We start from the raw sequence: 6,298 nt of genomic DNA on the forward strand, positions 1-6,298 counted from the left end.
ACAGTAACCGCCTTCAGGGAAGAAGGCGGACGCCGCATATTTTCGTGGATGAAAAACCTGCGGTCGTCAGCGGAAGCCTACACTTGGTTGCCAGTCGGAATGCCAGGGATGGCGGCGGCATGCTAGAACCCCGGATGAATGAGGAGGTGTTGGAACCTCGGTTCTCAGGGGCAGGACGCCCTAAAGATGAGGCCCCATGGATGGAAAAGGCCGAATCCAACTGGGCGGAATCCAAAGGTGCGCGGAGCGAAGCTCTGCGGTTTCAGAAGGTGAAATTCCAACCCCGGAAAGGCCCAGCCAGCCACCGGGAATCGAGTCTTGAGTTGTGGAAAGCAATGACCATAACTAAGCGTAGACAGAGCGAACGACAGACCGTAACGAAAGTGAAGCCATCGAGCCCCGTTAAACCCGTAAAGTGGATGCCGACCGGCTCTTTGGACTGGGAAGGCAACAGTAGATGCGGGACAAAGGCGACTGCATCGGAGAATCCATCGGGGTCCAAGAGCACGGTATGCCGCGAAAAGGAACCGCAGGGAACTCTGGAAGCCCAATGGCTCTCAAAGAGAGAAACGGAAGCGAAGGATAAAGCAGAGCAACCGCGCATGCCATTGGGAGGCGGACTTACTCGTAGTACCAATGAAGTAAGGTAATGCTTACAGAGGGAAGGAAGTAAGACAGAAGGAAAGCAAACAAGGGAAACATGACCATACCCGAGATGGAGGAACCATGTTAACAGAACTTGCAGAGCTAGGCCAAAGAGCAAGAAAGCACAAACGAATCACCAATGCAGTAAATTTTCTCAACCTTAACTTATTAGCCACAGCGTTTCATTCATTAAAACGAGACGCGGCCGTCGGAGTGGACGGAGTAACCTACAAAGATTACGAAAACAATCTTAAAGACAATCTCCAAGACCTGTACCAGCGAGTAAGAACGCAGAAATATCAAGCGCCGCCCGTAAGAAGAGTCTATATACCCAAAGGCAACGGCAAACAGCGCCCAATAGGAATCGGGACACTTGAAGATAGAATCGTACAAAAGGCAGTCGCCTGGATGCTAAGTGTCATATACGAAATGGACTTTCAAGAGTGTTCCCATGGATTCAGACCAAAACGCAGTTGCCACACAGCCCTAAAGAGGCTATACGAAGTGCTAATAGAACGGAACAGTAGATACGTGGTGGAAGCGGATGTGAAAGGGTGCTTCGATAACGTAAATCACGAATGGTTACGGAAATTCCTACGGCACAGGATAGCCGACAAGGGAATGTTAAGGTTGGTTGATAAATGGCTGAAAGCGGGAGTCATGGAGAATGGGGTTCTTATCCGCAACGAAGACGGAGTTCCCCAAGGCGGACCGGTCAGTCCGGTATTAGCAAATATCTATCTCCACTATGTACTGGACCTATGGTTTGAATTAAGGTTTGTGAAGGAGTGTAAAGGCAAGGCAAGTCTAACGCGATACGCGGACGATTTCGTGGCGGTGTTTGAAGAACAGCAAGATGCCAAGAGATTCCGGGCAGAACTTGATAAACGTTTTACAGCCTTCGCACTGGAGATTGCGCCGGAGAAGACCCGTGTCATAGCTTTCGGAAGATATGCCCTATATTATCTAGCCAAGCAAAACAAACGACCGGAGAGTTTTGATTTTCTGGGATTCACCCATTACTGCGCGAGAAGCAGAAAGGGAATGGTGATAATATCCAGGAAACCCGCCAAGAAAAGACGGGAAAGATTCATCAAGAGAATCAAACTATGGCTATTGCAAAATAGACATCTACCGGTCAGAAAACAACAAACCCATCTAAAAGAAGCATTGATAGGGCACTACCAATATTATGGGTTGAGAAATTGTACAAACAGTCTTTCTGGTGTACGGGAAAGAATCAAGAAATACTGGAAACAATCGCTGGTTAAACGAAGCCAGAAAGCCAATCGAACCTGTACATGGGAGATACTGAATGCTAAAGAGTGGTTCCAGTTACCGAGACCGCGGGTATATAACCCAACAGTCTAAGGGCCAACATGTTCGAAGGCCGAAACCAACTGTGGGAGCCCGGTGCGGGAAAACTGCACGCCGGGTTCTGACCGGGGGGAGGCGGGCGACTGCCTCTCCTACCGGAACGGTGTCCCACTACACCCTTTGGTCCTGGGGTCAGGACATGGAAGTCCAAAAAATCGGCTTTGCCAGGAAGGCGATAAAAGCCGATGGTGTGGGGCAGGAATAGTCCCCATCGACCCTCAGTCACTTACTCATTTGTTTGTTTTTTTACATGGAAGCCCAATCACTTATTTTTATATATGTCAAGATAATTGTCATGATGCTATACCCAATGACTGCGAGGGTTTACTGGTATATTTGACCTGCGAAAGTTGAGTTAGAAAACAATTGCGAGGCGACCCGGGCCGTCTCGCGCGCCGGAGAACGGCAAATCCACCGGGGGCGGAGGCTGCATGGCATCAGTTTGGCAAGGAATGCTCATTTTTGGTGGCGGATTGGTATCCGGAATCCTCATCAGCCTATGCGTCGGAAAACTGCGGCGCCGGTCGCGAGTAGATTCGCTCCGGGAATTGGAGGAGTTGAGCCTGCGTTTGAAGGATTCGTTCGCGGCCATCTCGTACGAGGCTTTGAACCGCAATACCGAACAGTTTTTGAATTTAGCCGCCGAAACACTGCAGCACCAATCCCGTGCCGGCGAGCAGGCCCTGGATACCAAGAAACAGTTAATCGATCAGAGCCTGGACTCCATGAATAAGGAGATCGGCCGGGTCCATGAGTTGGTCAATCTCCTGGAGCGCGACCGGCAGCAAAAATTCGGGGAGCTCTCTAGCCAATTACGGCAGGCGGTGGAGCAGACTGCCCGGCTGCGGGAGACCACCGACAGCTTGCGGAGTGTTCTCGGTAATTCGCGGATTCGCGGACAGTGGGGCGAGCGGATGGCCGAGGACATTCTGCGGACCGCGGGATTGATCGAGGGCGTCAACTATCGCAAACAGCAATGGTCCGGGGCGGGGAGCCGGCCCGATTTTACCTTTTTGCTCCCCAAAAACCTCAAGCTTAATATGGACGTCAAATTTCCGCTGGACAACTTTCTCCTGTTCATGCAGTGCGAGGAGGAGAACCGGCGGGAAGAGTTTAAACAGCAGTTCCTGAAGGATGTCCGGAACCGGATGAAAGAGGTGACGACCCGGGACTATATCAACCCCGCGGAGAATACTCTGGATTATGTGCTGGTCTTCATCCCCAACGAGCAGATCTACGGGTTTATCCATGAGAGCGACGGCAGTCTGCTGGATGAAGCGATCCGGAACCGGGTCATCCTCTGTTCGCCGCTGACGTTGTATGCCTTCTTGGCTGTCATCCGGCAGGCAGTGGAGAACTTCAATCTGGAACGGACCACGGGGGAGATTCTTTCGTTGATGGGGAGTTTTTATAAGCAATGGGAGGCCTTCTGCTCTTCCTGCGACCGCCTGGGCAAACGGCTGGAGGATGCGCAGAAAGAGTACGCTGCCCTCATCACCACCCGCCGCAACCAATTGGAGAAGCCGTTGCGTTATATTGAGGAGCTGCGCAAGCAAAACGGCCTACCGCTGGAACCCCTGACCATGGAGGCGGCCGCGACGGGGGAAGCGAAAGCGGATTCCGCTGAAAAATAGGAAACGCTTGCCCGACTGAAAGCCCAGACTATCCAAGATCGAGGTGTTTTTGAAATGTCCAGTTCCGCTCCGATCGGAGTGTTTGATTCCGGGGTCGGCGGCCTTTCGATTTTGCGAGAGATCCGCACGCTGTTGCCGCATGAGGACCTGATATATCTGGCCGATTCCGGCCATTGCCCGTATGGGACCAAGCCGCCGGAGGAGATTCGCCGGCGAACCCTGGAAGTCTCCCGCGTTCTGGCGGCCGAGGGAGTCAAGGCGATCGTAGTCGCTTGTAATGCGGCCTGCACCGCCGGATTAGAAGCGATCCGCGCGGCTCATCCCGGGCTGCCCGTGGTCGGAGTGGAGCCGGCGCTCAAGCCGGCGCACGGCCGGAGCCGCAATGGTAGGATCGGCGTCCTGGCCACTCAACTGACCCTTCGCGGCAGCCGGTTCTCCGGGCTGATGGAACGGTACGGCGACGGGGTCCAAGTATTCACGCAAGCGGCGCCGGGCCTGGTGGAGCTGGTGGAGTCGGGCCAGACCGCGACGTCCGCCGCCGAGACCATGCTCCGCAGCTACCTGGAGCCCTTATTGGAACAGGGCATCGATACGCTGGTGCTCGGCTGCACCCACTATCCGTTTCTCCGGCCGCTCATTCAAAAGCTGGCTGGACCGGAACTGCTGGTCCTCGACACCGGGGCGGCGGTGGCCCGGCAGACGGAACGGGTGCTGACCGAACGCGGCCTCATGAATGAAGACAAAGCTCCCGGCCGAGACCGTTTTTACACCAGCGGCGACCTCCGGCAGGTCGCGCCGGTCATCCGCCAGCTTTGGGGTGATCCGCAACTGGCGGTGCTTCAAGTTCCCGAGTCCTGAATCCGGATTTTGAAACTCAGTTCGCAGCGCCGATATTTTCGACCGATAGCATGGAAACCGCGCCGCTCCGAATATAATGAAGTATCCTTGAGAGCGAGGGAGGCGATTCAACTCCAACCGACGTTGCAGATCCTGTTACGGGATGATCGACATTCAACGGTGGGAAGGAGGGGTGGCGGAGCAGCGAAGCCGATTTGGTTTCTGACATCATTACTGAAACGATTCTAGCGATCCATGGCGTTCCCGGCAGGTTCATGCCACGATGAAACAGCCGGGACTGAGGTTCTTGTGATTGCAAGAACGGATTGAATCGACCCGGGGCCGGCTCCCCGGGTTTTCGATTGTTGCACTCCATCCTGGCCCGCCTTCGCGAACCGGCGCCTTATCCGCGTTCTTCTCTGCTTGCTAAAAGCCATGTGATAAAGTCTCTTTCCAATCGATTCGACTGGCAAGAGGATCCCAAAACGACTTTATCACTTGCTTCTCTGAGCTTTTATGTTCAACCTGACCTGCGGCCAGGGTTTATCACAACGCTTTTAAGATCCTTCGGTGAATTGACGCTATTTTTATTCCCGGCAAAAACTTTACCGTACTGTCCCAGGTTTTTTGCTCTTTGAATATATTATCGTATTCATCCGGCGGTTCAATGGAGAAATTGCCGTTTTGGAAAACACGTTAAAGCATCGCGTTTTTCCAAAAGCCCTTTTCGATAGATTGAATCACCGGAGTCGTAGCACTGAGACAGGGAGGGAAAGTTGTTCCCGGACGGCTCACCAGGGGGTGTGCCGTAGCCGGAGGTGGGAAAGAATCATTGGGATAGGAAGAAGCGATGTTCATCATGAAGCAGGCGGTATTCATTGTCGGCCTGGTGCTGTTGTTAATCGGCGGGCTGGCGCTGCCGGCGTTCGCCGGCGCTCAGGATTTCGTGCTGGTCAACCGGACCGGGGTCGATCTGTACGGGGTGTATATTTCGCCGTCCGACCGGGATGATTGGGAGGAAAACGTGCTGCACTACGTGTTGGAAGACGGCGACAGCATCCGGATCACCTTCTCAAACTACCGGGAGGCCTATTGGGATCTGATGGTGAAGGATCGTTACGGCAACAGCGTCTATTGGCGCGGCTTAGATCTCAGCCGGATTTCACGGGTGATTTTACACGCCAATGCCGGCCAGATCTGGGCGGAATATGAATGACGGCCCGGGATGGCCAATTGCAGCTGAAAAAGGTTTGACTGAAAACCCTGGCGGGATGCAAGGGTGGACTGAAAAACCCGGGGCAAGCGCTCCGGGTTTTATATTGGCCGATGAGCCGGATAGGGCCGGGGACTCCGTCAAAGGTCACCAACGGAGACGCAGCGATTGGGGAATCCTCCAACGGTTCGCGATTAACCGGACCTATGGCCGCCTCGCTTTGAGAGAAAAGCTATCACTGCCATTTTCGCCCTTTCGTTCGATAGCCAAAACCAACCGGGCGGATGGGTTCAAAAATTGTTTTTTCCGGATCGTTACAAAACTCACCCCCAAAAATAACTCATCAAGGCAGCACAATCTCCTCGCCCCGCCGGATCCGGCTGGGCCATCCAATCTTTCCCCCTGATTTTACCCAACTTTAGCTGCATTTCCCACTTATCCACAACCAAAATTCATTAACCCCATTCAATGATCCCGTTTATCCACAGGAATAGAACACTACTTAGAAAATACAAACGGCAACGAAAAAGGAGCCCATGGAGCACTTAATCAACGTTTAGACAGCAGGATTTCGGGCTTCTAACGAAACAAT

At 53.4% G+C, this 6,298-nt stretch carries 4 protein-coding genes; all 4 read left to right on the forward strand.

The features are described from left to right. Window positions 1-726 precede the first annotated feature (726 nt). Entirely contained in the window at window positions 727-2,016 is a 1,290-nt protein-coding gene (gene ltrA / locus EDC14_RS08330) for a group II intron reverse transcriptase/maturase (RefSeq protein ID WP_132013817.1), read from the forward strand. A 437-nt stretch (window positions 2,017-2,453) separates the two neighbouring features. Next, the gene (locus EDC14_RS08335) at window positions 2,454-3,656 is read left to right on the forward strand and encodes a DNA recombination protein RmuC (protein ID WP_132013818.1); all 1,203 of its coding nucleotides are present in this window, start codon (window positions 2,454-2,456) and stop codon (window positions 3,654-3,656) included. A gap of 54 nt (window positions 3,657-3,710) precedes the next feature. Beyond that, window positions 3,711-4,514, forward strand: coding sequence for a glutamate racemase (murI, locus tag EDC14_RS08340; protein WP_132013819.1), 804 nt, complete (start codon window positions 3,711-3,713; stop codon window positions 4,512-4,514). Window positions 4,515-5,343: 829 nt separating this feature from the next. Beyond that, window positions 5,344-5,709: an argininosuccinate lyase gene (locus EDC14_RS08345; RefSeq protein WP_132013820.1), complete on the forward strand. Its 366-nt coding sequence runs from the start codon at window positions 5,344-5,346 to the stop codon at window positions 5,707-5,709. Window positions 5,710-6,298: the final 589 nt, after the last annotated feature.

The sequence above is a fragment of the Hydrogenispora ethanolica genome (assembly GCF_004340685.1).
Taxonomy (GTDB): domain Bacteria; phylum Bacillota; class UBA4882; order UBA8346; family UBA8346; genus Hydrogenispora; species Hydrogenispora ethanolica.